This window comes from Acinetobacter sp. NBRC 110496 (genome assembly GCF_000876115.1).
Classification (GTDB): domain Bacteria; phylum Pseudomonadota; class Gammaproteobacteria; order Pseudomonadales; family Moraxellaceae; genus Acinetobacter.
Window position 1 is genome coordinate 38,490 of record NZ_BBTF01000018.1, and the last position, 23,181, is coordinate 61,670.

At 40.2% G+C, this 23,181-nt stretch carries 23 protein-coding genes and 1 tRNA gene; 10 read left to right on the forward strand and 14 right to left on the reverse strand.

Features of this window, described 5'->3' with window-relative positions; genetic code table 11:
• Positions 1-31 precede the first annotated feature (31 nt).
• The gene (locus tag Aba26S_RS10760) at positions 32-295 is read left to right on the forward strand and encodes a hypothetical protein (protein ID WP_016651800.1); all 264 of its coding nucleotides are present in this window, start codon (positions 32-34) and stop codon (positions 293-295) included.
• 40 nt (positions 296-335) lie between these two features.
• Here Aba26S_RS10760 and Aba26S_RS10765 read toward each other — a convergent pair whose 3' ends face one another.
• Together Aba26S_RS10765 and Aba26S_RS10770 are read right to left on the reverse strand one after the other, a co-directional pair.
• Positions 336-1,664, reverse strand: a complete 1,329-nt coding sequence (locus Aba26S_RS10765) for a hemolysin family protein (RefSeq protein WP_005243198.1) — start codon at positions 1,662-1,664, stop codon at positions 336-338.
• Between the two features lie 200 nt (positions 1,665-1,864).
• Entirely contained in the window at positions 1,865-2,866 is a 1,002-nt protein-coding gene (locus Aba26S_RS10770; RefSeq protein ID WP_004652708.1) for a LysR family transcriptional regulator, read from the reverse strand.
• A 529-nt stretch (positions 2,867-3,395) separates the two neighbouring features.
• On the opposite strand from Aba26S_RS10770, the gene Aba26S_RS10775 reads away from it, so the two are divergent.
• Entirely contained in the window at positions 3,396-5,000 is a 1,605-nt protein-coding gene (locus Aba26S_RS10775; protein ID WP_004652709.1) for an isocitrate lyase, read from the forward strand.
• A 297-nt stretch (positions 5,001-5,297) separates the two neighbouring features.
• On the opposite strand, the gene Aba26S_RS10780 is transcribed toward Aba26S_RS10775, so the two are convergent.
• The 3 genes from Aba26S_RS10780 to Aba26S_RS10790 form a co-directional block, all read right to left on the reverse strand.
• Entirely contained in the window at positions 5,298-5,924 is a 627-nt protein-coding gene (locus tag Aba26S_RS10780; protein ID WP_005243197.1) for a superoxide dismutase, read from the reverse strand.
• Between the two features lie 225 nt (positions 5,925-6,149).
• Complete coding sequence (locus Aba26S_RS10785; RefSeq protein WP_043971857.1) at positions 6,150-6,773, reverse strand: superoxide dismutase; 624 nt, start codon at positions 6,771-6,773, stop codon at positions 6,150-6,152.
• Positions 6,774-7,121: 348 nt separating this feature from the next.
• On the reverse strand, positions 7,122-7,880 hold the full coding sequence (locus Aba26S_RS10790) for a Nif3-like dinuclear metal center hexameric protein (protein WP_005243195.1): 759 nt from the start codon (positions 7,878-7,880) through the stop codon (positions 7,122-7,124).
• A gap of 187 nt (positions 7,881-8,067) precedes the next feature.
• Between Aba26S_RS10790 and Aba26S_RS10795 the strand changes: the two genes are divergently transcribed.
• Positions 8,068-9,249, forward strand: a complete 1,182-nt coding sequence (locus Aba26S_RS10795; RefSeq protein ID WP_005243194.1) for a trypsin-like peptidase domain-containing protein — start codon at positions 8,068-8,070, stop codon at positions 9,247-9,249.
• Between the two features lie 217 nt (positions 9,250-9,466).
• Here the strand turns inward: Aba26S_RS10795 and Aba26S_RS21580 are convergent, their stop codons facing one another.
• From Aba26S_RS21580 to map, 4 genes are all read right to left on the reverse strand, one after another.
• Positions 9,467-9,601, reverse strand: coding sequence for a hypothetical protein (locus Aba26S_RS21580; RefSeq protein ID WP_005243193.1), 135 nt, complete (start codon positions 9,599-9,601; stop codon positions 9,467-9,469).
• Positions 9,588-10,799 (reverse strand): MFS transporter, encoded by a 1,212-nt coding sequence (locus Aba26S_RS10800; RefSeq protein ID WP_043971858.1) that lies wholly within the window; start codon positions 10,797-10,799, stop codon positions 9,588-9,590. The genes Aba26S_RS21580 and Aba26S_RS10800 overlap by 14 nt, the downstream gene beginning before the upstream one ends.
• A gap of 168 nt (positions 10,800-10,967) precedes the next feature.
• Positions 10,968-12,113, reverse strand: a complete 1,146-nt coding sequence (locus Aba26S_RS10805; protein ID WP_043971859.1) for an OmpW family protein — start codon at positions 12,111-12,113, stop codon at positions 10,968-10,970.
• A 205-nt stretch (positions 12,114-12,318) separates the two neighbouring features.
• Positions 12,319-13,143 (reverse strand): type I methionyl aminopeptidase, encoded by an 825-nt coding sequence (gene map, locus Aba26S_RS10810; RefSeq protein WP_043971860.1) that lies wholly within the window; start codon positions 13,141-13,143, stop codon positions 12,319-12,321.
• 234 nt (positions 13,144-13,377) lie between these two features.
• Here map and rpsB point away from each other — a divergent pair, with 234 nt between their 5' ends.
• Positions 13,378-14,130 carry a 30S ribosomal protein S2 gene (rpsB, locus tag Aba26S_RS10815; protein WP_004652723.1) on the forward strand — a complete coding sequence of 251 codons (753 nt, stop codon included), beginning with the start codon at positions 13,378-13,380 and terminating at the stop codon, positions 14,128-14,130.
• A 138-nt stretch (positions 14,131-14,268) separates the two neighbouring features.
• A complete protein-coding gene (tsf, locus tag Aba26S_RS10820) occupies positions 14,269-15,144 on the forward strand; it encodes a translation elongation factor Ts (RefSeq protein WP_004652724.1) in 876 nt (291 codons plus the stop codon).
• A gap of 93 nt (positions 15,145-15,237) precedes the next feature.
• Here the strand turns inward: tsf and Aba26S_RS10825 are convergent, their stop codons facing one another.
• From Aba26S_RS10825 to Aba26S_RS10845, 5 genes are all read right to left on the reverse strand, one after another.
• The gene (locus Aba26S_RS10825; protein ID WP_005243186.1) at positions 15,238-15,711 is read right to left on the reverse strand and encodes a copper resistance protein NlpE; all 474 of its coding nucleotides are present in this window, start codon (positions 15,709-15,711) and stop codon (positions 15,238-15,240) included.
• Between the two features lie 108 nt (positions 15,712-15,819).
• Positions 15,820-15,945 (reverse strand): type B 50S ribosomal protein L36, encoded by a 126-nt coding sequence (gene ykgO, locus Aba26S_RS10830; RefSeq protein ID WP_010590029.1) that lies wholly within the window; start codon positions 15,943-15,945, stop codon positions 15,820-15,822.
• 145 nt (positions 15,946-16,090) lie between these two features.
• A tRNA-Gly gene (locus Aba26S_RS10835) sits at positions 16,091-16,166 on the reverse strand.
• A gap of 62 nt (positions 16,167-16,228) precedes the next feature.
• The gene (cysS, locus tag Aba26S_RS10840) at positions 16,229-17,650 is read right to left on the reverse strand and encodes a cysteine--tRNA ligase (protein ID WP_043971861.1); all 1,422 of its coding nucleotides are present in this window, start codon (positions 17,648-17,650) and stop codon (positions 16,229-16,231) included.
• A gap of 106 nt (positions 17,651-17,756) precedes the next feature.
• On the reverse strand, positions 17,757-19,163 hold the full coding sequence (locus Aba26S_RS10845; protein ID WP_043971862.1) for a cytosine permease: 1,407 nt from the start codon (positions 19,161-19,163) through the stop codon (positions 17,757-17,759).
• A 376-nt stretch (positions 19,164-19,539) separates the two neighbouring features.
• Here Aba26S_RS10845 and Aba26S_RS10850 point away from each other — a divergent pair, with 376 nt between their 5' ends.
• From Aba26S_RS10850 to lptB, 5 genes are read left to right on the forward strand one after another with little or no spacing between them, the layout of a single operon-like run.
• Positions 19,540-20,517, forward strand: coding sequence for an SIS domain-containing protein (locus Aba26S_RS10850; RefSeq protein ID WP_005243182.1), 978 nt, complete (start codon positions 19,540-19,542; stop codon positions 20,515-20,517).
• 3 nt (positions 20,518-20,520) lie between these two features.
• Positions 20,521-21,060: an HAD family hydrolase gene (locus Aba26S_RS10855; protein WP_005243181.1), complete on the forward strand. Its 540-nt coding sequence runs from the start codon at positions 20,521-20,523 to the stop codon at positions 21,058-21,060.
• Positions 21,061-21,099: 39 nt separating this feature from the next.
• Entirely contained in the window at positions 21,100-21,648 is a 549-nt protein-coding gene (lptC, locus tag Aba26S_RS10860; RefSeq protein WP_005243180.1) for an LPS export ABC transporter periplasmic protein LptC, read from the forward strand.
• The gene (gene lptA / locus Aba26S_RS10865) at positions 21,632-22,180 is read left to right on the forward strand and encodes a lipopolysaccharide transport periplasmic protein LptA (RefSeq protein WP_005243179.1); all 549 of its coding nucleotides are present in this window, start codon (positions 21,632-21,634) and stop codon (positions 22,178-22,180) included. Before lptC ends, lptA begins: the two co-directional genes overlap by 17 nt.
• Positions 22,180-22,926 carry an LPS export ABC transporter ATP-binding protein gene (gene lptB / locus Aba26S_RS10870; RefSeq protein ID WP_005243178.1) on the forward strand — a complete coding sequence of 249 codons (747 nt, stop codon included), beginning with the start codon at positions 22,180-22,182 and terminating at the stop codon, positions 22,924-22,926. Before lptA ends, lptB begins: the two co-directional genes overlap by 1 nt.
• Positions 22,927-23,181 lie beyond the last annotated feature (255 nt).

Sequence of the window (23,181 nt, forward strand, 5' to 3'; positions counted from 1 at the left end):
CCAATAGAAAATAACAAGGATTGTTAATTTTATGACCTTAGCACCGAAGATTCCGCCAGAAGCGCTTAATGTGCTCAGGGCAGGGCAATTGATTGATGCCATTAAGATCACACGGGAAAAAACAGGTTTAGGTCTCAAGGAATCTAAAGACTTAATTGATCAGTATCTGCAAGATCATCCACAAGAACAGGCACAGATCCAAGAGCAATTGGTACAGCGTAGTCGTGGTGGAATGAAAGTCTTGATTTTGATCTTCTTGATTTTGGCTGCCGTAGTCTGGTTTGTCCTGAAATAAAAAAAGCCCTGTATAGGGGCTTTTTTATGGATGGCTCGGCTTAATCATCTTGGGTGATAGGGGAATCATTTTCTAGGTTTGGTGTAATTTGAGTCACCAGCAATTGGTCAATTTTATAGTGGTCGATATCGACTACTTCAAATTTAAAACCGGCATATTCGACCGCATCCGCAGGACGTGGAATTTTGCGTAGACGATACATGATAAAGCCAGCGATTGTTTCGTAGTTTTCATTTTCTGGGAATTCTTCAATTGCTAAGGCATGTTTTACATCTTCAATTGGAGTGCTGCCATCAATCAACCAAGAATGATTATCTCGTTTGATAATCTGCTGCTCTTCATCCATCGGGGTCACCCAGTCACCCATAACGGTGATCATGATATCGCTCAAGGTAATGACACCGACCACTAAAGCATACTCATTGATCACAACCGCAAACTTTTCTTTGGTTGAGCGAAAACGGTCAAGAAGTTCTGATAGCGTGAGGCTGTCTGGGATAATCAGCACATTGCGGATAATCGATTCATTCAGTTGAGTGAAAGATTGATTATTTAAAATACGAACCAGAATATCTTTGGCATCTACATAACCAATCACTTGATCGATATGTTCATTACAGACTAAAAATTTTGAATAAGGATGGTCAGCCAGTTTTTGACGAATGCTGTGTTCAGCTTCATTCAAGGTGAAATAAACGATGTTTTCTCGTGCAGTCATGCTTGATGGAACAGTACGCTCTTCAAGTTCAAATACATTTTCAATGAAATGATGTTCTTGTTTTTGTAAGACACCGGCTTGCGCACCTGCATTCATGATGGCAGAAATATCATCAAAGGTCATGCTGTCATCACGCTTGGTATCAATTTTAAAGACTCTGAAAATTGAATTAGCAATGATGTTAATTGCCCAAGCTAAAGGCCTGCAAATTTTGATAAAGATGGTAATGGGATTGATGACTTTGATGGCTAGTTTTTCAGGAAAAATCATCGCCAAACGTTTTGGCATCAAGTCGGCAAATAAGATAAAAAGAGATGTGACGGTTAAAAAGGATAAACTAAAACCAATTGTTTCTGCCCATGGGCCTGGGTAAAGCTCGGTTGCTAAATTGTAGAAATAGGGGCGTAATGATGATTCACCAACAATACCGCCTAAGATCGCGACGGCATTGACACCGACTTGAGTTGATGCAAAAAAGTCTGCTGAGTTTTCTTGCAACTCAATCACTTTATTTGCGCGTTCGTCACCACTTTCAGCAAGGAGTTTCAGTTTAATTTTTCGTGATCCTGCAATCGCGATTTCAGATAAGGATAAAAAGAATGAACATGCGACTAGAATAACTAGAATCATCATGCTTTGAAAAATATCCATACATCACCTATGTTGGTAGGCCGCAGCCTATAGTTCGCTTATGTAAATAATGCTTGCTTTGGCATTATTTCACTCGCTTATTCTTTAATAGAATATAATGTATCAATAAGTAAAAGAAATAAGTTTTTATTGATATTGTTATTAAAACAGTCAGCCATACTTAAGATATGGCTGAAATTTCATCTAGTTAATTTGGCCAATTAAAAAAAGCTATGTGGTAATTGTGAGTTGCCATTATTTAATAAATACTCACGATTTTCTTCCTCAATCATTTGGCGTGCAACAAACAAAATCAGTTGTCTGAGCCAGCGATGAGCAGGATGATGGTGCAATAACGGACACCAAGCCATTTTTAATTCAAACTCTGGAATATAAAATGGAGGATCCTTTATAACCAGTCTAGGATTCTGAGTTTGCAAACGTGCCATACGGGTGGGTAAGGTTGCGATCAAATCTACATTTTGAGCGAGCAGAGCGGGCATTTGATAGTGACGGGTAAAGACAGAAATCTTGCGACGTTGCCCGATACGTTCCAAAGCTTGATCAATCCAGCCTAAACCTGCCTGTTTTTCTGGATTTACGCCGAAACCAACGCCCATGCCAGTTTTAGATACCCAAATATGTTGAGCATCTAGATAACTTTTTAAATTGAGGTGGGTTACTGCGGGATGTTTGTCGTTCAGAATACAGCTAAAGCTATCGCGCCAAACCAAGACTTGATGGAAACTTTGCGGGATTTCATTGAAGCGATTAATCGCCAAATCAACTTTACCCTGCTCCATATCACGATAAGACACATCACTCGGAGTTAAGAAATCCAAAACCACATTAGGTGCTTCTGAGCGTAATGCTTTCACTAAGCGTGGAACAAGTGTGGCTTCAGCATAATCGGATGTCATAATCCGGAACACACGATTACTGGTATAAGGACGGAATTCGGTACGTGGTTCAAGAATCATTGAAAGATCTGACAATGCATCTCGAATACGAGGTTGTAATTCTAGTGCACGTTCAGTAGGGGTCATGCCTTCAGAAGAGCGAATGAGTAGGGGATCATTAAACAGATTGCGTAATCGACGTAAAATATTACTCATTGCAGGTTGGGTAACACCCAATTGCTCCGCTGCACGGGTGACATTTTTTTCACGAAGAAGTACATCAAGATAAATTAATAAATTGAGATCGACCCGCTCCAGATTCATAAAAAAAATACCGAAAATAAAATCCTTGAATTGCCTTGAATTATGACATATCCAAAGCTATTTGTGTAACTTAATCCTACATAAAAGCGACAGTAGCGAGATGTGTACTGCAACTTGGCACATTCTGTTGGTTTATTTAATTTGAGAGGTATTTAGGTGATTATTTCTTCGATATCATTTGTGGAAAAACACGGCTGAAAATTGTCATTTTGAGTGTTTTTAAGAATCAAATTTTGGCTTTTTCTGAACTGATGAGTCTAATAAATGACTCGAAAATCGAATAATTATACTTGATAGTTTATTTTAAAAATTAAATAAAAACATGTGTTTGTGTTGTATTTTTTGCATTTTTGAAAAATATTTATACATATATTTTTTTAGAAAATACTGAAGATTAAGCCAGAATATTGGATAAATCGCTTGCCAAAGACTAAGCTTTGATACATGTTGATGAGGCGCTTGAAATCTAGACTAAATAAAATCAGGATTTTTAGCCCACATTCGATGCCAATCCTCAAAGGAATAGATCATGACTACATATCAAACAGCGATTGATGCAATCCGCGAATTAAAAGCAAAATTTGGCAACACTTGGGCAGATATTAGTCCTGAAGATGCTGCTCGTATGCAATTGCAAAACCGTTTCAAAACTGGTTTAGACATCGCAAAATATACAGCTGCGATTATGCGTCGTGATATGGCTGCTTATGATGCTGATTCTAGCAAATATACTCAATCATTAGGTTGCTGGCACGGTTTTATCGCGCAACAAAAAATGATCGCGAATAAAAAATACTTTGGTACAACTGAACGTCGTTATATCTACCTTTCTGGTTGGATGGTTGCTGCACTTCGTTCAGAATTTGGTCCACTTCCTGACCAATCTATGCACGAAAAAACATCTGTTCCAGCATTGATCGAAGAAATCTACACATTCTTACGTCAAGCTGATGCGAAAGAATTAAACGATTTATTCCGCGCACTTAAAAAAGCAAACGAAGCGGGTGATACAGCTAAAGCAGCTGAAATCACTGCTCAAATCGACAACTTTGAAACTCACGTTGTGCCAATTATTGCTGACATCGACGCTGGTTTCGGTAACGAAGAAGCGACTTACTTACTTGCTAAGAAAATGATCGAAGCGGGTGCATGTGCACTTCAAATCGAAAACCAAGTATCTGACGCAAAACAATGTGGTCACCAAGCTGGTAAAGTAACTGTTCCACACGAAGACTTCATCGCTAAAATCCATGCATTACGTTATGCATTCTTAGAAATGGGTCTTGATGATGGTATCATCGTTGCGCGTACTGACTCTGAAGGCGCTGACTTGACTCAAAAAATCCCAGTGGTTAAAGAGCCAGGCGACATCGCTTCTCAATACATCAGCTACTTAGACACAACTGAAATTGACATCGCTGATGCTCAAGAAGATGAAATCCTGATCAAGCGTGATGGTAAATTACACCGTCCTAAGCGTTTAGCTTCTGGCTTGTATCAGTTCCGTGCTGACACTCAAATTGACCGTGTTGTACTTGACTGTGTATCTAGCCTTCAAAATGGTGCTGACCTTCTTTGGATCGAAACTGCGACTCCAAACGTAGAAGAAATTGCTCACATGGTTAACCGTGTACGCGAAACAGTTCCAAATGCGAAGCTTGTTTATAACAACAGCCCATCATTCAACTGGACGTTAAACTTCCGTCAACAAGCTTACGACCGTTGGGTTGCTGAAGGTAAAGACGTTTCTGCTTACGACCGTGCTAAATTAATGAGCGCTGAGTACGACGCAACTGAATTAGCTGCTGATGCTGATGCTAAGATCCGTACTTTCCAAGCTGATGCTGCTCGTGAAGCGGGTGTGTTCCATCACTTGATCACACTTCCGACTTACCACACTGCTGCGCTTTCTACTCATGAGCTTGCACAAGGTTACTTCGGTACTGAAGGTATGTTGGCTTATGTTGCTGGCGTACAACGTAAAGAAATCCGTGGTGGTATCGCTTGTGTTAAACACCAAGCAATGGCGGGTTCTGACATCGGTGATGATCACAAAGAAATCTTCTCTGGTGACAACGCACTTAAAGCACACGATGATGCTAAAAACACAATGAACCAATTCGCTGCTCACTAAGCACTGAACTGATTCAAGAAAACCCTGCGAAAGCAGGGTTTTTTCATTGCTTAAAAATTGGATGTGCTGTGGTGGTTTGAATGTGATTCTTTTCAGAAGGGAAGCTAAGTTTATTGTTTGAGTCTCTGCTGTCAGGCCAGACAAGAGGCTACATTTAAAAGATTTGCCAAAGAATAATTAATATTAAGCCTCATTCTTATTGTCGTAAAAGCTGTTGTCCTGATGCGCGATATGAGAAATATCGTGGCAATAAAAAACTGCTCATCAAGAGCAGTTTTTTATTCAAGAAATAATCAATTATTTCTCAACGCCTGCTGGTTGACCTGCAAGTTTTGCATTTGCATAGTCCCAGTTTACTAGGCTTTCTAAGAAAGTCGCGATGTATTTTGGGCGTAAGTTACGGAAGTCGATGTAGTAAGCATGCTCCCAAACGTCGATTGTTAATACTGCAACTTGACCATGAGCAAGTGGTGTATCTGCATTGGCAGTTTTAGTAATCGATAATTTACCGTTTACTTCATCAGCCACTAACCAAGCCCAACCTGAACCGAATTGAGTTGTTGCAGCAGCAGTGAATTCTTCAGCAAATTTTTCGTAGCTACCAAAAGCTTCATCAATTTTAGCTGCAATCGCGCCAGTCGGTTTACCACCACCATTTGGCTTCATGCTGTTCCAGTAGAATGTGTGGTTCCATACTTGAGCAGCATTGTTAAAGATACCTGCTTTAGATGCATCACCAGCAGATGCTTTGATGATTTCTTCTAAAGTTTTACCTTCAAGGTCAGTACCTTTGATTAAGTTGTTTAAGTTAACAACATAAGTATTGTGGTGTTTGTCGTGATGGTATTCTAAAGTTTCGCGAGTGATGTGTGGCGCTAAATCATCATAGCCATATGGCAGTGCAGGTAAAGTAATGGTTGTCATGTTTCATTCCTTGCAAATTTGCTGGGTTTTACATTAAGTGCCTTTATTGTAAATGATTCTATAGACAATAGGGCAGTCTTTTAATACACAAAATATGCAAAAAATTTCTTTATGAGACATATACGATACAACAATGATTAGAGTTTTTAGTTCATTTAGTGAACGGTATAAAAAACTCTAACCTGTTTTTATAACAATGCTGATCTAAGCCCAGTTTCGGAAAAACTACTGCGCTTTAGCTTGTGATGCCTCATGATAACGACGATTCACTTCATCCCAATCCACAACATTATAAAACGCAGCAATATATTCAGGGCGGCGGTTTTGATATTTTAAGTAGTAGGCATGTTCCCATACATCCAGACCTAGAATAGGTGTATTGCCATGCATCAGTGGTGAGTCTTGATTAGCACTACTTTCCACAACGAGTTGATGTTCAGATGTGACGCTCAGCCATGCCCAGCCACTCCCAAAGCGACTAATGGCAGCCTTGGTAAAAGCCTCTTTAAAAGCATCGAAGCCTCCTAGTTGTTGATCAATGGCTTCTGCAACAGAGCCAGTTGGATTTCCTCCTCCTTGTGGACTCATGACTGTCCAGAACAGTGAGTGATTGGCATGGCCGCCTGCATTGTTGATCACCATATTTTTAAGGTTGGCAGGAACTTCATTCACTTTGGCAACCAATTCTTCTACGGGGAGTTTTTCCCATTCTGTACCTTCAATTGCACCATTAATATTATTGATGTACGTCTGATGATGTTTGCTGTGGTGAATTTCCATGGTTTTGGTATCAATATTGGGTTCAAGTGCATCGTAAGCATAAGGAAGCGTTGGTAAAGAATAAGCCATGTGTTTGATTCCTTTTAATCAAAATGATTTTATTGGCATAAATTAAAGCGTCTTCATTATTTATTTAAAAGCAAATGAGAATCAATATCTTTTAATTCGCTTTTATCTATACAAAAGGGGATAAAAAATAAATTTTATTTATCATTTATTCTAGTTGGCAGCTGATAGGGTGAGTAACGCGGATCTGCTCTCCGACTGTTCGCGTATTTTAAATAGTCAGAAGCAGTGCGATGCGGAGCGTCTCATGATTTTAATCAGTTAAATTGGATAGGGGCTGGTCTAAATATTGAGTTGAAATATAAAGGAAAGGAGTGAAACAAACTTCACTCCCTTGATGGATGGATCGGGTTAAATTGGGTTGTTGAGTTCAAAATATGCAGTGTCAATTGAAAATTGATCGGCAATCGCTTGTGCTAAGCGCTGTACACCATAACGTTCAGTGGCATGATGACCACAGGCAAAATAATGTACCCCAAGTTCTTTAGCTTCATAGAAAGTACGCTCACTTACTTCACCAGAAATATAAGCATCACAATCTGCTTGAGCTGCTTTGGCGATAAAGTCTTGCGCTCCACCCGTACAGAAGCCTATTTTTTTAATTGCAGTTTTATCACTTGGTAAATGGATCACATTAAAATCAAAAATAGTCTGCAACTTTGCCTTGAAGTGTTCAGGGCTGAGCGAGTCGTCTAAATAGGCGATATTACCAATAGGATGCTTTTCACTTGGATCTAGTGCTTCCAGATCGTGTAGACCAATCAAATCGGCAATAGCGATGTTATTGCCTAATGTTGGATGTGCATCCAAAGGTAAATGATAGGCAATTAAAGAAATATTATTTTGAATCAGTTTTTTAATGCGATTGCCTCGCATTCCTGTAATTGGGTAGGGTTCACCTTTCCAGAAATAGCCATGATGAACAAGCAATGCATCAGCTTGCTGAACAATGGCAGCATCAATCGCATCTTCTGATGCGGTTACAGCACAGACAATTTTGTTGACTTCAAGCTTGCCTTCGATTTGTAAGCCGTTTGGTGCATAGTCTTTAAACTCATTTGCTTTTAAGGTTTGATTACACCACTGCACAATGTCATGCAAATTTGCCATGCGATTCCTCAATTGTTTACATCTTTTCTAAAGATCAATAAGAACATATTTTTAAATGTAACTAAAGCTAGACAAAACTTTTTTAACTTTTGCATTGATTTTAAGCAATTTACTTTACAATAGTGGAAACTTCCAGTTCTTCAATAAATTACGTTCATAACATAATTTCGCGTAGAGGATAATAAACGTGCGCCGTGCATTTACATGGTTACCTTGGGTATTACTCATTCTTGTTATATTTAGTTTTCTGGCTTGGCAGAAATCGCATCAGCCGAAACCAACTGTAGCGGCTGATGGTGTAAAAATGCCAGCCGAGAAGGTTGAACCGTTGATCGATACCTCGCGTGCGGGTGGGGTGGTGTCGTATAGTGCTGCGGTTAAAGTGGCAGCGCCAGCCGTGGTCAATATTTTCACGACCCAGAAAGTAAAGCAGATGAATCATCCTTTATTGAATGATCCTGTATTTCGTGAGTTTTTTGGCAACCAAGTACCGCAACAGCCTCAAAATGAAAACAGTTTAGGTTCAGGCGTGATTGTACGTGCAGATGGATATATTCTGACCAATAATCATGTGATCGCCCAAGCTGAGCATATCGTAGTTGCACTTTATGATGGTCGTCGTGCTGAAGCAAAAGTGATTGGTACTGATCCTGATACAGATTTGGCTGTGATTAAGATTGAGTTAGACAAGTTACCTGTTCTTCCATTCAAATTGAGTGGTAATGAAGTGGGTGATGTTGTGCTTGCAATTGGTAACCCATTTGGTGTGGGGCAAACCGTGACTCAGGGCATTATCTCGGCAACTGGACGTTCTGATTTAGGAATTAATACCTATGAAGACTTTATTCAAACCGATGCTGCAATTAATCCGGGGAACTCGGGTGGCGCATTGATTGATGTTGCGGGCAATCTTATTGGTGTTAACACCGCGATTTTCTCTCAATCAGGTGGCTCATTAGGGATTGGTTTTGCGATTCCTGCCAAAGTCTGCCAGCAAGTGCTGAACTCTATTCTGAAAGATGGTCGTGTCGTGCGTGGCTGGTTAGGAATAAGTTTGATTCCAAATAACTTGGATGAAGATGTATTGGCTGCTAAACCGATTGGCGTTACTGTTGCAGATGTACTACGCGAAGGTCCTGCTGATTCTGCGGGAATTAAACGTGGTGATAAAATCATTCAGGTGAATAATGAACAGATTTCTTCTGCATCACATTTAATTAATTATGTTGCATTACAAGCACCAGAAAGCTTAATTGATGTTGTGATTGAGCGTGATGGTAAGCAGCAAACTGTGCAAGTCAAAGTTGGGGAGCGTAAAGTGCAGCAAAATGCACAATCGCAATATATTCCGCTGCCTAAACGTCAGTAGTAAACTTGATTGATGTTGATTAATAAAAGGGCTGCTCAAGTGCAGCTCTTTTATTTTATGCATTTATTCATAGTGTAAAAAGCCTGCTGATTGAATCAATCAGCAGGCTTTTTGCATTTTTAGAGCTTTTTATTTTTTATTAAAGCATCGAAATTTGATGATTTGATGACAGTTTTCTGATTGTTAGATGACAATAATGAAGAGTCGAAATATGTGCTTAATGTGCACAGAAGGCTTGATTGAAGTATTCAAATAAATCAGGCGTTTGAAACCAGATCAGAATCGAGATGCTGATGAGGCCAACAACGCAGACGAGCAGGATCAATGTAAAATATCGTTCAATATTCATCATGAATGATAGCCTCTTCATTGACGAAAAGATGGATCACCACACCAAATACGCTAAGCACTAAACAGGCCAGCCAGATCATATTATAGTTACCTGCAAGGTCATGATTGACGCCACCTAACCAACCACCGAAAAATGAACCGATTTGATGGGTAAAGAACACAATACCACTCAGCATGGATAAATATTTGACCCCAAACATGTTGGCTACAATGCCATTGGTGAGTGGAACCGTTGAAAGCCAAAGTAAGCCCATAATGATCCCAAAAGCATAAACGGTCAATGTGCTGAGTGGTAGCAATAGAAATGCAATAATCGCAATCCCACGTAAACCATAGAGCAGCATCAGTAACTTCGGTTTTGAATAGCGGTCGCCTAACCAGCCAGCAGCATAAGTCCCAATGATGTTAAATAAACCAATGAGTGCTAAAAACACCGTTCCTGTTGTCGCATCAAAGCCGTGATCGATCAGATAGCCAGGCAGATGTACCCCTAAAAACACCACTTGGAAGCCACAGACCAGAAAACCAAGAGATAGCCACCAAAATGGTTTGTGTTTTCTGGCAATGTGTAAAACTTGTTTAAAGCTGAGGCTGGGTTGATTTAACGCTTTAGGTGTTGTAGAGGCAGGGGATTTCAATAACCAAGCCAGCGGGACAATAAATGCAATGGCAAAGGCACTCACCAGTAAAGCAGAAGACCAACCGATCGTTTTAAGTAGCAAGAGGGTTGAAGGCAACATGATAAACTGCCCAAAGGAACCCGCAGCACTGGCAATCCCCATCACCATACTACGTTTCTCTGGTGGTGCAGCACGACCAACCGCAGAAAGCAGTACGGTAAAAGAGGTCGCTGATAGCGCAAGCCCGATGATAAGGCCTAAGCTAAGATTAAGTAAAAGACTTGTGGAGCTAAATGCCATGAGCACTAAACCAATGGCATAGAAGAGGCCACCTGTCATGACCACTTTTTTCGTTCCATATTTATCAGCTATGGCCCCTGTAAATGGTTGCGCTGCACCCCAGATTAAGTTTTGCATGGCAATGGCAAAACTAAAAATATGATGACCCCAGCCGTAGGTATCACTCATGGGAACGAGGTATAAACCAAAACCATGGCGGACACCTAATGAGAGTGCAAGGATCAGTGCACTTCCAATTAGCATATAGACCAATTGTTTGGAAAATTGAGGAGTTGGCATTGTTGTTGTGATCTTGGAATAAGTGAAAAGTATTTTAAAATACTTCTGTTTATATTTCGATTCTAAAAAATGATTAGAGTTCTATTCGTTTGAATAACTTGTTTCCCATTAAAAAATGTCAGGAAATAAAAAAAGCAGCAACGGCTGCTTTTTTATGAGCTAAAACGCTTAGAAACGATAGCCGACACCGACATAGGTGATTAATGGATCGATATCAATTTTGGTATTAGCGCGGATCAACTCTTTACCTGTATTGGAGTCTGAAATAGTGATTTTTGCATCACTGCTCATTGGTGCATACGTGACAGAACCTACAGCAAACCAGTTTGGATTAAAGTCATAAGTCGCACCTAGAGTCGCCATTGGTGCCCATGCATCATCTGCTTCGACCTTAATTTTAGGATTAGCCGATGATATTTTACCATCAAGCGCTGCCCCAGCTTTGTTATCAAGCACATTCTGAATCTTATGACCAGCAGCAACTAAGTCATTGCCAACATTATCATCTAGTTTTAGATGAGTAAAATGGGCATACATAACGCCTATACCTACATAAGGTCGGAATTTATTCACACCAGATTTACCAAATTGATAATGAAGTTCAGCAGCCGGTAACCAGGCAGTTGCTGACGCGGCTTTTTTGCTCTGTGAGAGGTTCGTAATCGGAATATCTTTTCTCAGTGGTAAGTCTCCACCAATAATCTGTCCAGCATCGATTATGCCTGCAACTTTTCCTGGCTTATCTGATCCACTTAAGGGTGCTGAGATTTGTCCTTCTCCCTTGATGTTAACTTTGGGTGGTATACCTGCTTTAAATTCTAAGGACACATTATCAGTAAAATGATAATTGGCCATTATACCAAGTGTGTCGACATTATTTGCGGTCAGACCTGTTCCTTGGGCTTGCCAATTAGATAAACCATTGATGGTGGCATCTCCAGCAACTTCTGAATTTAAATAGGTTTTTCCATCAGAACCCTTGTGAGTAATAAGTGGTTTTGTTAACGGATTAGTGACCAGACTTTGCAGGGTATCATGTTTTTTCTTACCATCTGCTGTGGATTGATCTACAGCACCCAAAACAGAGTCAACGGTGATATCACCAACTTTGGACTTTGTTCCCTCGGCTACACTCGTGTTGATATTAATTGGGTTGCCGTTGCCTTGAGGCATAGCATGTAACCAACCTGCGGAAACCGAAAAGCGTTTGAAACCATCGCCATCTTTTAGACTGAAATAAGGTGAGTCTGCAAAAGCAAAAGTGGGTAGGGCACATAAGCCTGTAATTAGGCAAGCGAAGGGCTTTTTCATCATTTGAGGACTCCATGTCCGAATGTTTGTTAGGATTTTTCTTGCGCCCACCTTAACGCGATTTTTATTTGGGCTTTGTTTAGTTAGGATTTATAATTGTTATGCTTATGAATTTTTTTGTTTGATTTAGATAAATTGATGAAGAAATTGTGAAGGAATAAAAAAAGCCACCGAAGTGACTTTTTAAACTAAATTTAAGGAAAATTAATCACATAAAGCGTGATAGATCTTCATCTGGGCGAGCTGTTAAAACTTCGATCCCTGTTTTGGTTACTAAAATTGTATGTTCATATTGAGCAGATAACTTGTGATCTTTTGTGACGACGGTCCACTTATCACCTAAAAGTTTAGTCTGCCAAACACCTGCGTTTACCATTGGTTCAATCGTAAAGGTCATGCCAGCCTCTAGGCGCATACCTGTACCTTTTTGCCCATAATGTAGCACTTGTGGTTCATCATGGAACACATTGCCAATGCCGTGACCACAATATTCACGTACTACACTAAAGCGCTCAGATTCAACATATTGCTGAATTGCATAACCGACATCACCAAGGTATGAACCATCCTTTACTGTTGCCATGCCACGATACATCGCTTCCTGAGCCACTGAGCACAAGCGTTTAGCTAAAATTGAAGTTTCACCACCAATGACATACATCATATTGGTATCGCCGTGATAACCATCTTTAATTACGGTCACATCAATATTAAGAATATCGCCATTCTTTAAAATTTTATTTTCAGAAGGAATACCGTGACAAACCACATGGTTTACAGAAGTACAAATAGAATGCTGGAAAGCAGGGCGACCAGGTGCAGCACCATAGCCAACGCAGGCAGGAATCGCCTGTTGAACATTTTCAATATGATTGCGACAGATTGTATCGAGTTCTAATGTACTCACACCCGCTTTGATATGCGGTTTAATCATGTCTAGAACTTCAGCCGCCAATTTGCCTGCAACACGCATCTTCTCAATTTCTTCGGGCGTTTTGATTAATCGACGAGGAGCTGTATAAGTCGTATTCATGATCTCTAAAAACTTTTGGTAATTTGCAAGCGTCTATGGTATAAATAGCCGCCTATTTTATCAAATGCTTTTCGTGACTATCTTTTATTATTTATGAAAAGATTTTACGAAGATATCTGATAACAATAGTCGTAAAAAAATCCGCACATATATCGACACATTACTCTGGGTGCCTAGCAATAGGTGGAGAATGCGGATATATGGAGGCCTAACCCAAACTTTAAGGTAAAGAAAATGGCAGATTACAACGTAAGCATGCGCGACCTTCTTCAAGCAGGCGCACACTTTGGTCACCAAACTCGTTTCTGGAACCCAAAAATGCGTCAATACATTTTTGGTGCGCGTAACAAAATTCACATCATCAACCTTGAGCATACTGTTCCTGCGTTAAATGATGCTTTGAACTTTGTTAACAACCTAGCGAGCAAAAAGAACAAAGTATTGTTCGTTGGTACAAAACGAGCTGCTTCTAACATCATCCGTGAACAAGCTCAACGCGCTGGTCAACCATATGTAGATCACCGTTGGTTAGGTGGTATGTTGACGAACTGGAAAACACTTCGCCAATCTATCAACCGTTTAAAAGATCTTCAAACTCAATCTCAAGATGGTACTTTTGCTAAGCTTACTAAACGTGAAGCTTTAGAGCGTACTCGTGAGATGGAAAAACTTGAACGTGCTTTAGGCGGCGTTAAAAACATGGGTGGTTTACCTGACGCATTATTTGTAATCGACGTTGATCACGAAGCGATTGCAATCAAAGAAGCGAAAAACTTAGGTATTCCTGTAATCGGTATCGTTGATACAAACTCTAACCCAGACAACGTTGATTACGTTATTCCGGGTAACGACGATGCGATCCGTGCAGTAACTTTATATGCTTCTGCTATGGCTGATGCGATTCTTGCTGGTAAAGAATATGCTCAATCACAAGCAAATGCACAAGCTAAAGGCGACGACGCTGCTAAAGACGCTTCTGAGGCTTAATGCGTTTTGACGCAAGCTTGTCATTTTTGCGACATGTAATGGTGGCAAATTAAAGCGTCGAGATTGCAAACGGCCCAGAGATTCTTTGGGCCGTTTTTGTTGAACAGATTTATTTTCTACCGATTTTAGGAGATCAACATGACTGCAGTTACTGCGAGCATGGTAAAAGAATTACGTGACCGTACTGGTCTTGCAATGATGGAATGCAAAAAAGCATTAACAGAAGCAGGCGGTGACATCGAACTTGCGATTGATAACCTTCGTAAATCAGGTCAAGCAAAAGCTGCTAAAAAAGCAGGCAACATTGCTGCTGATGGTGCGATCACTATTATTCAAAACGGTAACAAAGCAATTCTTGTTGAAGTTAACTGTCAAACTGACTTCGTTGCTAAAGACGAAAACTTCAAAAACTTCTCTGATAAAGTTGCTGCTGCTGCACTTGCTGCAAACGAAACTGATGCTGCGAAAATTGCTGAACTTAAGCTTGAAGACGGTGCGACTGTAGAAGAAGCTCGTGTTGCATTGGTTCAAAAAATCGGTGAAAACATTCAAGTTCGTCGTGCTCAAATCGTTGAAGGCGAAAACTTGGCTGTTTACAAACACGGTTTAAAAATCGGTGTTGTTGTTTCTTACACAGGTGATGCTGACACTGGTAAAGGTATTGCAATGCACGTTGCTGCGTTCAACCCAGTTGCTGTAAATGCTGAAGCTGTTCCAGCTGACTTGATCGCTAAAGAGAAAGAAATTGCTGAAGCGAAAGCGTTAGAATCTGGTAAGCCTGCGAACATCGTTGAGAAAATGGTAACGGGTTCAGTTGAAAAATACTTGAACGAAGTTGCTCTTGATCGTCAAATGTATGTAATCGACAATGACAAGAAAGTTGCTGATGTATTAAAAGCGACTGGTACTGTTGTAGCTCAATTCGTTCGTTTCGAAGTGGGTGAAGGTATTGAGAAGAAAGCTGAAATGAGCTTTGCAGAAGAAGTTGCTGCTGCTCAAGCTGCTGCGAAGTAATTCGTATCTTCTAAAAAACCCAGTCTTTATGACTGGGTTTTTTATTGCCTGTTAAAAAGCCCAGCAAGAAGAGTGGGCTTTTTATAGATGGGCTTATTGGTCTTGTTTCTGTAGCTCGTATTTTTCAGCCAGTTCGCCAGTAATTTCTTTGCCTTCTGTATCGAGAGCTTTCAAGTAGCCTTCAGCAACAAAGTATTTGCGGCCATCACCCGCTTTATCGAGCTCAATAACAGAGGTGTTTTTGCTGTCAAAAGTAAATTTACCTTTGTTTTCAAATGCTTTTCCATCACCTTTACCAAGATAGGTTTCTTTGAGTGTGTAGGTTTTATCCAAATTGAGTTGAAGTTGGGTTTCAATACCTTCGCAATCTGCACAAGGAAGAACGCCTTTATATGTACCATTCCAGTCTAATGAATTTTCTGCGGTATGTGCGCTATCTACAACTTCTGAGCTGCTTTCCGTGCTCATTGCAGGTGGGGTTTGTTCATCAGTTTTAGGGGTTTCTGCTTTATTACATGCGACTAAAAAAATAGAAGCTAAAGAAATGGCGATAATTGATTTTTTCATCTTAGATATAACCTTGTGAAAACATTAATATCCAAGTTATTAGATTTTAAAAAGAAATGGTAGTAAGGGAATGTAAGGGTTATTTAACCTTTGGTAAAGCAGGACAAGTTAACCTTGTCTTGCTTTGAAGCGGGGGTTTGATTTGCAAATGACAAATAGCTTGCCACGACGTTTAACAATTTGGCAGTCACTGCTGCGACGTTTGGCGCTTTTGAGGGATGAGCATACTTTCATTTTGGTTCCTAAGTTTTAATGTAATGTTATAATATTACATTTAATTTGTGCTGTAAAGTTTGCCTTATTATTTGAAGAATAGTGGTGATGAGATAAGTGTGGGAAATAAAAAAACCCTCATCTTTAGATGAGGGTTTTTTGAATCTGGAGCGGGAAAGGAGACTCGAACTCCCGACCCCAACCTTGGCAAGGTTATGCTCTACCAACTGAGCTATTCCCGCAATAGGACGCATTATAGAGAGTTTCATTCAAGTGTCAACTCTTTATCATGCTAAGTGTTGAATTAATCAGCACGTCGCCAAATTGTACCTTGACGGGTATCCTCCAAAACTACACCTTGATCCAATAAAGACTGGCGAATGCCATCGGCTTTCGCAAAGTCTTTGGCTTTTTTTGCATCGACTCGTTGTTGAATGAAGTTTTCAATTTCAGTATCAGACAGTTTAAGTGCTTCTTGACCAATATCTGACTTAAGGAATTCATCCACATCATGTTGAACTAAACCAAGAATGTTCGTTAAGTGGCGTAGGGTAGAGTAAAGCATTGTTGCTTGTTCTGCTTGCTCTTCTTTCACTGCACGATTTAGTTCTTTATTCAGTTCAAATAGTACCGCCATTGCTTCAGCAGTATTAAAGTCATCACACATGGCATTGTTAAAGCGTTCAACAAAGCCCTGTTCTAGCGTCTCAACCATTTTTTGACCGTACACCTGTTGATAGGCTTTAAACGAATGATAGAAACGGCTGAGTGCTGTTTTTGCTTCTTTTAGAGCCACATCAGAGAAGTTAACCGGGCTACGGTAGTGTGATGACACAATGAAGTAGCGAATCACTTCAGGGTGGAATTTCTCCATCACATCGCGAATGGTAAAGAAGTTGCCTAAAGACTTAGACATTTTCTCACCATCTACATTGATGAAGCCAACATGCATCCAGTAGTTTACATATTGTTCGCCCGTTGAAGCCTCACTTTGTGCGATTTCATTTTCATGATGCGGGAACATCAGGTCTGAACCACCACCATGAATATCAAAGTGGTTGCCGAGGCAGCAGGTTGACATTGCTGAACATTCGATATGCCAACCTGGACGACCGTTACCCCAAGGTGAAGCCCAAGCAGGTTCATTTTCTTTGGCGTGTTTCCAGAGTACAAAGTCAAAAGGATGCTTCTTTTCAACTTCAACATCGACACGTTCAGATGCACCTGCTTGCATATCATCCAATTTACGGCCTGACAAACGGCCATAGTTATTGAACTTGCTGACTTCAAAATAAACATCGCCATTGGCAGCAGGGTATGCAGCTCCTTTATCAACCAATGTACCGATCATATTTTGCATTTGATCAATATATTCGGTGGCTTTCGGTGCTTCATCAGGTTCAGCACAACCTAAATTTGCTGCATCTTCATTCATGGCTTGAATAAAACGAGCTGTGAGTTGCTGGATGCTTTCACCATTTTCATTGGCACGTGCAATGATTTTGTCGTCAATATCGGTAATATTGCGGATATAACGAACTTTCCAGCCTTGGCTACGCAGGAAGCGAATGATGTAGTCGAATGCAACCATAACCCGAGCGTGTCCGATATGACAGTAGTCATAGACTGTCATGCCACAGACATACATATCGATTTGACCTTCTTTACGTGGGACAAATTCAACTTTTTTACGTTGCTCAGAGTTATATAGAACAAAAGGTTGCATAAGGGTTTTCAAACACTCTACAAAAATCGTTATTCATCATAACGTATGCACCATATTTCATAAAGTTATCAGTAGAAAAAAGATGGCTTTCGTTTGCAATATTTCTTTATTTATGGCCGATGGGGTGCGATACTCGAATTTGTGCCTTTTTTGCAAAATAATAATAAATGATAGCCGTTGCTAAGAGACCGACTAACCAGGAGATATCGACTCCACCTAGCATGGTCGCGATTGCACCCGTGTAAACTTTACTGTGAATAAAGGGGAGTTGTAACAGTACTCCCATGACATAACAACCAATACCAATAGGGTTCCAACGACCATATTCCCCATCTGGATCGTATAACGCGGCAACATCACATTCTTCTTTAGAAATGAAATAGTAGTCCACGAGGTTGATGGCGCTCCAAGGAATAAAAAAGGTGAGCAAGAACAGAATAAAGGCCTTGAAGGTATTTAAAAAAGTATGTTCACCAAGAATCGCGATGAGTGTAGAAATGGCAACCATCGCAAGCACGATAGATAAACGCGTCATTTTTGAAATTTGAGAATGAGGTTTGAAACTATTCCAAATCGTTGCAATGCACATAAAACACCCATAAGCATTCAGGGTTGACAGGGTGACTTTGCCAAAGGCAATACTGAAATATAAAAAGGTAATAATAAGAGCAGCCGTATTCATGCCGACGACATATTGCACTTCATTTCCGACAAATCCGCCTTGAGCAATCTGTGCAATGAATACGCCTAAAGTCATCGAAATTTGGGAACTGACTAAAGAGCCTAAACCGACTGCCAAGAAGACACGTGTGGAAGAGGTGTTTGAGGGTAAATATCGGGAATAATCAGCAACATAAGGACCAAATGAAATTTGCCAAGAGGCTGACAGTGAGATCGCTAATAAAAAGGATGGCCAGCTAAATTTTTGAACGGCAATTAACGCTGCAAAATTTGAATGAGTCAAAATTTGGCTTAAAATAATCACAAAGGCAATGATGCCAATGACACTGGCAACTTTCCCGACCCAGTGGATTAGACGATAACCAATGGTTGCAAAGATCACAATAAAAGCTGCGTAAATTAAAATTCCTGTTGTGCTGCTTACATTGATCAATTGTGCGATGGCTTTACCCGCCAAAACCTCACCTGTGGCAGTAAATCCGATGTACATTAAACAAACTAAGAAGATTGGAATACAGGCTCCATAAACACCGAACTGGACGCGGCTGGAAATCATTTGGGGAAGACCCAGTTTAGGACCTTGTGCGGCATGTAAGGCCATGACGATGGCACCGAAGCATTGCCCAATCAATAAACCAATAACTGACCAAAATACATCGCCACCAAGTACAACAGCTAAGGCACCTGTAACGATTGCAGTAATTTGCAAGTTGGCACCAAACCACAATGTGAATTGACCAAATATGCTGCCATGCCTTTCATGTTCTGGAATGAAATCAATACTGCGGCTTTCAATAAACTGATGTTTTTCTTTCTCATCCAATGAGCTCATTTTCACTCCGTATCCTTGAAATACTTATCGTTATTCACAAATACATGATTTGTTGCTTAAGTATGTTCATGTATAAACTGACATGTATATGTATATACAATTTGGTTTAATAATAAGCAAGTCTTTTGTGCAAAGCGTGGAAGGGACAAGCGTTTATAGATGAATGTAAAAGTGGCGAATACATAGATGTTCAAAAGATTGACATTTAGCTCGTATATAATGAGTCTTGTTTCATGCTTCATCTCTCCATTTTTCATGAAAACTTATACATTTAGAAACGTGTAAGATTTGCAGATATGTTAGAATCCGCATCATTCTTTTGATTAAAATCATCTACCCTGTGGGTGGATAGAGTATTATTTTGAGTCAAGCTCATATGTCACAAGCCATAGATTTCCAAAAAAGTGCATTAGAAACTTTGCGTGTCGAACAACAAGCAATTGAAGTTCTTGCTGCACAGGTTGATGAGCGTTTTGATGTTGCATGTGAAATACTTTTGCAATGCAAGGGACGTGTCGTCATTACAGGTATGGGCAAGTCTGGTCATATTGGTCGTAAAATGGCGGCTACCTTTGCATCGACGGGAACGCCCTCTTTCTTTATGCATCCAGGTGAGGCGGGTCATGGCGATCTGGGCATGCTGGTACGTGGAGATGTACTCATCGCAATTTCTAACTCGGGCAAGAGTGATGAAATTATGATGTTGATGCCACTCATCAAGCATTTAGGGGTGCCACTAATTACGATTAGTCGTGATGATAAAGGCCCAATGCCACAAACGGCTGATGTGGCATTAACTTTGGGTGAGGCCGATGAGGCATGTCCTTTAGGCTTGGCACCAACTTCAAGTACTACTGCGACACTGGTGTTGGGTGATGCTTTAGCGGTTGCTTTATTGGAAGCACGCGGCTTCACTGCCGATGACTTTGCACGTTCGCATCCTGCAGGTGCATTAGGTAAACGCTTGCTTTTACATGTGAAACATTTGATGCATACAGGGATTGAGCTACCAAAAGTTCGCCCTGATACGCCGATGAATAAGGTGTTGTATGAAATTTCAGATAAGCGTCTGGGTTTAACCACGATTGTTGACGAAAATGATACATTATTAGGTATTTTTACGGACGGTGATTTACGTCGCATGATTGATCAACAACAAGGTTTTGATGTGAACTTGCCTGTTTCGGCTGTAATGACTAAAAAACCACTGACGATTTCTCAGGAGGCTCGTGCGGTCAAAGCATTGGAAAAAATGCATGAGAAAAAAGTGAATCAATTTGTGGTCGTTGATGAAGCCAATAAGGTCATTGGTGTGATTGCTATGCATGACCTTATTCAGGCTGGAGTAAATTAAGCTATGGCATCTTATGCTTTACAAGAACAAGCGCGTCATTTGCAGGCACTTGTACTTGATGTAGATGGAATTTTAAGTGATGGTTTTGTCACACTAACCAATTCCGGCGATGAAATTAAATCATTTGATATTCGTGATGGCTTGGGGATGAAGCTTGTCCAGAAAGCGGGTATGAAAGTGATTATCATCACAGGGCGTAAAAGTAACATCGTTGAAAAACGGATGTCTGATCTGGGGGTCGATTTGGTTTTTCAGGGCCGTGAAGATAAAGGCGCTGCATTACGTGAAGCTTGTGCTCAATTAGGACTCTTGCCCGAAGATTGTATCTATATGGGAGATGACTGGCCTGATTTGTCTGCATTCGCTATTGCAGGCATGAAAGTCACTGTACCAAATGGGCATGAAGAAGTGCGCCGTCGTGCCAATCTGGTTACTCAGGCGATGGGTGGCCGTGGTGCTGTACGTGAAGTGTGCGATATGTTATTGATGGCAAAAGGTGTTTACCAAGAACTGCTTGAAAAATATCTTGCTGTACCACATTAATATAGTGTTGATTTGCTCAAAGGTTAGGTAACCCAGTTTATGGATACCAAAGTTTTATATGTTGTCGCTGTTGCGGTCGCTGCTGTGAGCGGTGGCTATTACTATTATAGTGGCAAAGCAAAAAAGCTGGATGTTGATTCAGCAAAGAATATGACTTATTCAGCACAAGGTGTTCATTTAACGCAAACAGATGAAAAGGGGAATCTGTATATTCGGGCTGAAGTTAAACAGCTACAACAGAATATGCAATCAAAAACTTCTCAGCTTGATCAACTGAATGCGACGATGTACAAACAGGGTAAGCCTGATGCAACATTTTATGCCAAACAAGCAAATGGCTTTGATGATAATAGTAAAGTCATCTTGCAGGGCGATGTCGTTGCAACAAAATTGTCTGATCAAGGTAAAATGGAGTTCTACACTGATGAACTCACAGGTTACCCAAAAACAAGAGAACTCGAAACACAACATCAAGTCACGGTTCAATCACCATCTGCTGAGTTCGTGAGTCAGGGTTTAAAGGCTAATTTAAATAATGGTCAATATGAATTTTATAAAATTCGAGGAAAGTATGCGCCAAGCTCTTAATTCTAAATCTCGTTCTGCTTTCCTTAAACAAGCAACTTGTGCTGCTCTTGTTGCACTTTCTTCTGCTGCTAGCTTTGCTTTGCCATCAGATCGGAATCAACAACTTTCTTTGGTTGCTGATCGTGCTACCTATAATGATAAAACGGGTATAACAACCTATACTGGCAATGTTGTTATTGAGCAAGGGACAATGAAGCTTCAGGCTGATTCGCTTGTTGCAAATTTAAATAGCAAGAAAGAGATTCAAATTATCACGGCTAAAGGACAACCTGCAAAATTTCAACAGCAAATGGATACTAACAAAGGTTTAGCGCGTGGTGAAGCACAGACGATTGTCTATAATGCTGATACAGGAATCATTACCTTAACTGGCAAAGCATATCTGTATCAAGATGGCTCGAGTATTCGTGGTAATAGCTTAAAATACAGCATGAACAAAGGGGACGTTGAGGCTCAAGGTTCTTCGACCAATCGGGTACAAATTATTATTCCACCTTCTAGTTCAAAAAGTTTCCCAGGGGCGCGTGATTAATGGAACAGTCGGGACAACAACCACAAACGCTTTGTATTAAGCACTTAGCTAAAAATTATAGTAAACGTTGGGTTGTAAAAGATGTATCTTTTACAATGCAAAGTGGACAAATTGTGGGCTTGCTTGGGCCGAATGGTGCAGGTAAAACCACGAGTTTCTATATGGTGGTCGGGCTTGTTCGTATGGACAAAGGGGAGATCCATCTCGATAATCTTGATTTATCTGATCTCGCAATGCACGAGCGTGCGCGTAAAGGGATTGGCTATTTACCACAGGAAGCTTCTATTTTTAGAAAGCTCACGATTGCTGAAAATATCATGGCAATTTTGGAAACCCGCAAAGACTTAAATAAACAGCAGCGTCAGCAACGTTTAAATGAATTATTGAGCGATTTTAAAATCAATCACATTAAAGATTCATTGGGAATGAGCGTTTCTGGTGGTGAACGTCGCCGTGCTGAAATTGCACGTGCCTTGGCTGCAGATCCTAAGTTTATGCTTTTGGATGAACCTTTTGCTGGCGTTGATCCAATCTCTGTTGGTGATATTAAAGATATTATTCAGACGCTCAAAGATCGGGGGATTGGAGTACTCATTACTGATCATAATGTTCGTGAAACGTTAGCGATTTGCGAGAAAGCCTATATCGTGAGTGAAGGTTCTGTGATTGCTGAAGGCACACCGCAAGAAATCTTAGACAATGAACAAGTGCGTAAAGTATATTTAGGTGACGATTTTGTTGTTTAAGGCTCCTGATAGCCGAAACTTTAAAAAGGAACCTACGGGTTCTTTTTTTATGATCGAACCGAAATTAAAGAAGAAAAATTATTTTCCGATTAGTTTTTTTTATATTTTTTTACTTAAGTTAATGAAAAATATTTATTTTATACCTTTTATATAATTTTTATATTCTATAAAAGTGTGAACTGTTTTACAAAAATATAAACATATCATTAGCTGAAATTATGTGCGGAACATAGTGTTTTTTATAAAAAAATGATT

What these genes read in the sequence shown, in the direction of transcription:
- Aba26S_RS10760 (WP_016651800.1), top strand. Translation starts at nt 32, where the DNA reads ATGACCTTAGCACCGAAGATTCCGCCAGAAGCGCTTAATGTGCTCAGG.
- Aba26S_RS10765 (WP_005243198.1), bottom strand. Translation starts at nt 1,664, where the DNA reads ATGGATATTTTTCAAAGCATGATGATTCTAGTTATTCTAGTCGCATGT.
- Aba26S_RS10770 (WP_004652708.1), bottom strand. Translation starts at nt 2,866, where the DNA reads ATGAATCTGGAGCGGGTCGATCTCAATTTATTAATTTATCTTGATGTA.
- Aba26S_RS10775 (WP_004652709.1), top strand. Translation starts at nt 3,396, where the DNA reads ATGACTACATATCAAACAGCGATTGATGCAATCCGCGAATTAAAAGCA.
- Aba26S_RS10780 (WP_005243197.1), bottom strand. Translation starts at nt 5,924, where the DNA reads ATGACAACCATTACTTTACCTGCACTGCCATATGGCTATGATGATTTA.
- Aba26S_RS10785 (WP_043971857.1), bottom strand. Translation starts at nt 6,773, where the DNA reads ATGGCTTATTCTTTACCAACGCTTCCTTATGCTTACGATGCACTTGAA.
- Aba26S_RS10790 (WP_005243195.1), bottom strand. Translation starts at nt 7,880, where the DNA reads ATGGCAAATTTGCATGACATTGTGCAGTGGTGTAATCAAACCTTAAAA.
- Aba26S_RS21580 (WP_005243193.1), bottom strand. Translation starts at nt 9,601, where the DNA reads ATGATGAATATTGAACGATATTTTACATTGATCCTGCTCGTCTGCGTT.
- Aba26S_RS10800 (WP_043971858.1), bottom strand. Translation starts at nt 10,799, where the DNA reads ATGCCAACTCCTCAATTTTCCAAACAATTGGTCTATATGCTAATTGGA.
- Aba26S_RS10805 (WP_043971859.1), bottom strand. Translation starts at nt 12,113, where the DNA reads ATGATGAAAAAGCCCTTCGCTTGCCTAATTACAGGCTTATGTGCCCTA.
- map (WP_043971860.1), bottom strand. Translation starts at nt 13,143, where the DNA reads ATGAATACGACTTATACAGCTCCTCGTCGATTAATCAAAACGCCCGAA.
- rpsB (WP_004652723.1), top strand. Translation starts at nt 13,378, where the DNA reads ATGGCAGATTACAACGTAAGCATGCGCGACCTTCTTCAAGCAGGCGCA.
- tsf (WP_004652724.1), top strand. Translation starts at nt 14,269, where the DNA reads ATGACTGCAGTTACTGCGAGCATGGTAAAAGAATTACGTGACCGTACT.
- Aba26S_RS10825 (WP_005243186.1), bottom strand. Translation starts at nt 15,711, where the DNA reads ATGAAAAAATCAATTATCGCCATTTCTTTAGCTTCTATTTTTTTAGTC.
- ykgO (WP_010590029.1), bottom strand. Translation starts at nt 15,945, where the DNA reads ATGAAAGTATGCTCATCCCTCAAAAGCGCCAAACGTCGCAGCAGTGAC.
- cysS (WP_043971861.1), bottom strand. Translation starts at nt 17,650, where the DNA reads ATGCAACCTTTTGTTCTATATAACTCTGAGCAACGTAAAAAAGTTGAA.
- Aba26S_RS10845 (WP_043971862.1), bottom strand. Translation starts at nt 19,163, where the DNA reads ATGAGCTCATTGGATGAGAAAGAAAAACATCAGTTTATTGAAAGCCGC.
- Aba26S_RS10850 (WP_005243182.1), top strand. Translation starts at nt 19,540, where the DNA reads ATGTCACAAGCCATAGATTTCCAAAAAAGTGCATTAGAAACTTTGCGT.
- Aba26S_RS10855 (WP_005243181.1), top strand. Translation starts at nt 20,521, where the DNA reads ATGGCATCTTATGCTTTACAAGAACAAGCGCGTCATTTGCAGGCACTT.
- lptC (WP_005243180.1), top strand. Translation starts at nt 21,100, where the DNA reads ATGGATACCAAAGTTTTATATGTTGTCGCTGTTGCGGTCGCTGCTGTG.
- lptA (WP_005243179.1), top strand. Translation starts at nt 21,632, where the DNA reads ATGCGCCAAGCTCTTAATTCTAAATCTCGTTCTGCTTTCCTTAAACAA.
- lptB (WP_005243178.1), top strand. Translation starts at nt 22,180, where the DNA reads ATGGAACAGTCGGGACAACAACCACAAACGCTTTGTATTAAGCACTTA.